We start from the raw sequence: 2,370 nt of genomic DNA on the forward strand, positions 1-2,370 counted from the left end.
CTTTTCCACGCTCGAACTTCCCTACGGAAATATATCATCCAACAACAAGGAGACATGCCATGACTCAGTTTCAACCTGATGACGAACAATGGCAAGCATTTCTGCGCCAACATCGACCTACTCCTCCACCAGCAGCATTTGAGTTGGAGGAACGAGTTATCAATGCGATCGCTAAATCCCCACCGCCTAGTCGTAAACCACAGCTTTGGTTAGTTCCATCAGCCATCGCTGTTGGTTTACTGATGGCTTGGAGTGGTTACCGCACTCACAATTTAACCACTCTAGAAGCTTTCTTAGAGAAAAATTGGCATGGAGTTGTGGGAGAGACATCGGTGAGCAATGTCATTCATACTCCACCAGCTGATTGGATGATCTTAGCCAATACTGGACAATAAAAACCCATAGTAGGAACGATCACCTCAGGATCACCTATAGAGGATAAGGTTTGACCTGTTAAAAGGTTGGCTCTAGCCAACGGCTATGGCAAGGTAAAAGTGGGTTGTCAACCTTCAACCTTCAACCTTGGCCTTTCGGCCACGCTACGCGAACAACCTTCAACTTTCAACCTTCAACCTTCAACCTTCAACCTTCAACCTTGGCCTTTCGGCCACGCTACGCGAACAACCTTCAACTTGAATTTTAAACCTTCAATATTTCTTACAAACTTTAAATTAAAGACATTTATAGGTAACTTCCATGCTGTTACGTCCAGGTTATGTTTTGTCAATTCTCTTGGTTACCCTGACTGGCTGCACTGCTGTAGCTAATACCAAGCCTATAACCTCTCAATTGATTCCCAGCCCTGAGGGTCAACAACACCCAAAATCGAGTAAGCATAGGTTAATGAGGCAACTCAAGCTCAACCAGGTGCAAAGGCAGCAGCTAAAAACCATTAAGCTGGAGTATGAAGAATCCATTATAGATCTTCGTCAGGAAGTGAGTCAAGCGAAGCAGACATTAAGTGAGTTGATGGTGGGTACAGCTGACAGAGAAACTATCCGCACTCAATACCAACAGGTTCAACTATTGAACCGGCAGCTAGGAGAGTTACACTTTGAGAGTATGTTGCAGATGCGAGAGGTGATGACTCCTGAACAACGCATCCAGTTTGCTCAATTCATGAGACAGCGCCGCAACCAAAACCCTCTATCGGATTAAGTAGAACCACAAAGGATAAGGATTTTGAGATTTATTTATCTACACGGTTTTGCATCTAGCCCTGAATCAGCCAAGGCGGTGTATTTACAGCAAGCGTTTGCTGGCCTCAATGTCTCTCTAACAATTCCTGACCTTAATCAAGATGACTTTAATCATTTAACAATAAGCCGCCAGATTAGTCAAGTGGGAGCATTACTGCCCTTAGATGGAACACCAGTCACGTTAATCGGCTCTAGTTTAGGTGCTTTTACCGCTGCATGTATAGCACAAAACAATCCACAAATCAAGAGACTGGTTCTACTAGCGCCAGCATTTGGGTTCCTTGGCCATTGGTTGCCCAAATTAGGAGCAGAACAGCTCAATCAGTGGCGCTCCGACGGATATCTAGAGATTTACCATTACCGAGAAACCCGAAAGCTTCCCTTGCACTACCAGTTTCTAGAAGATGCCCGTAATTATGAGGGTTTGGAGCTAGGGCGACAAGTACCTACTCTGATTCTACATGGGTGCTATGATGAGGTGATTCCTATCATCGAGAGTCGTGATTATGCTAGTAAGCGCCCTTGGGTGCAATTGGTTGAATTGGAGAGCGAACACGGTTTGCGGGATGTGATGGCGTTGATTTGGGCAGCAGTTCGGAAATTTTGTGATATTTAGGTCGGTTGAGGGGTCAGTGTTCCATCCGATCCAACAGCAGGTTATTCGGGAAATAATCACAAGAATTATTCCCAAAAATTCCACTATAGGCTAGAATTACTCTGTAAAAAAAAAATGAATCGAGATCGAAACTGAGGTTGACTCTCGAGTTCATATTTACTGTCATTGAGTTGAATAAGTCGATGTTAGATTCAATTAGATTGACAAGCCCTCGCCCTAGCCCACCCCAAAATTTGATTGAGTCTCTCTATCCATTTAAACCAGGAGATCTGATTACTTTTTCTGGACTGAAGATCGATGCTGCTCTGATTCGATACTTCACTGGAAGCGATTACAGTCATACGGCGATTGTCCTGGATTCCGATCTGGAAGCGAACGGGAACGCAAAGGTGGCGATCGCTGAGTCCACAAGTTACACAAGTTTGCCCGATTTTAGAAACCAAAAATGTAAACCAGGAGTACAAATTCACTACCTGGAGAATTGGCTCAATGCTTATCGAAACTACGGACAAGCTTGGTGGGTTCCTTTGGCAAAACCATTAAGTTCGGAAGGGA

At 44.4% G+C, this 2,370-nt stretch carries 5 protein-coding genes; all 5 read left to right on the forward strand.

The annotated features are described in order from the left end of the window. A partial coding sequence (locus F6K49_RS41880) for a hypothetical protein (RefSeq protein ID WP_293107164.1) occupies positions 1–395 on the forward strand: 395 nt, incomplete at its 5' end. 104 nt (positions 396–499) lie between these two features. After that, positions 500–643, forward strand: coding sequence for a hypothetical protein (locus tag F6K49_RS41885; RefSeq protein WP_293107167.1), 144 nt, complete (start codon positions 500–502; stop codon positions 641–643). Positions 644–696: 53 nt separating this feature from the next. Beyond that, on the forward strand, positions 697–1,158 hold the full coding sequence (locus F6K49_RS41890; protein ID WP_293107170.1) for a Spy/CpxP family protein refolding chaperone: 462 nt from the start codon (positions 697–699) through the stop codon (positions 1,156–1,158). A gap of 24 nt (positions 1,159–1,182) precedes the next feature. Beyond that, the gene (locus tag F6K49_RS41895) at positions 1,183–1,815 is read left to right on the forward strand and encodes a YqiA/YcfP family alpha/beta fold hydrolase (protein ID WP_293107173.1); all 633 of its coding nucleotides are present in this window, start codon (positions 1,183–1,185) and stop codon (positions 1,813–1,815) included. A 182-nt stretch (positions 1,816–1,997) separates the two neighbouring features. After that, on the forward strand, positions 1,998–2,370 hold a 373-nt coding region (locus F6K49_RS41900; protein ID WP_293107176.1), incomplete at its 3' end, for a hypothetical protein.

It is taken from the genome of Moorena sp. SIO3I6 (assembly GCF_010672095.1).

Bases quoted from the DNA above. Each gene is read 5' to 3' on its own strand.
- F6K49_RS41890 (WP_293107170.1), top strand. From the start codon at position 697: ATGCTGTTACGTCCAGGTTATGTTTTGTCAATTCTCTTGGTTACCCTG.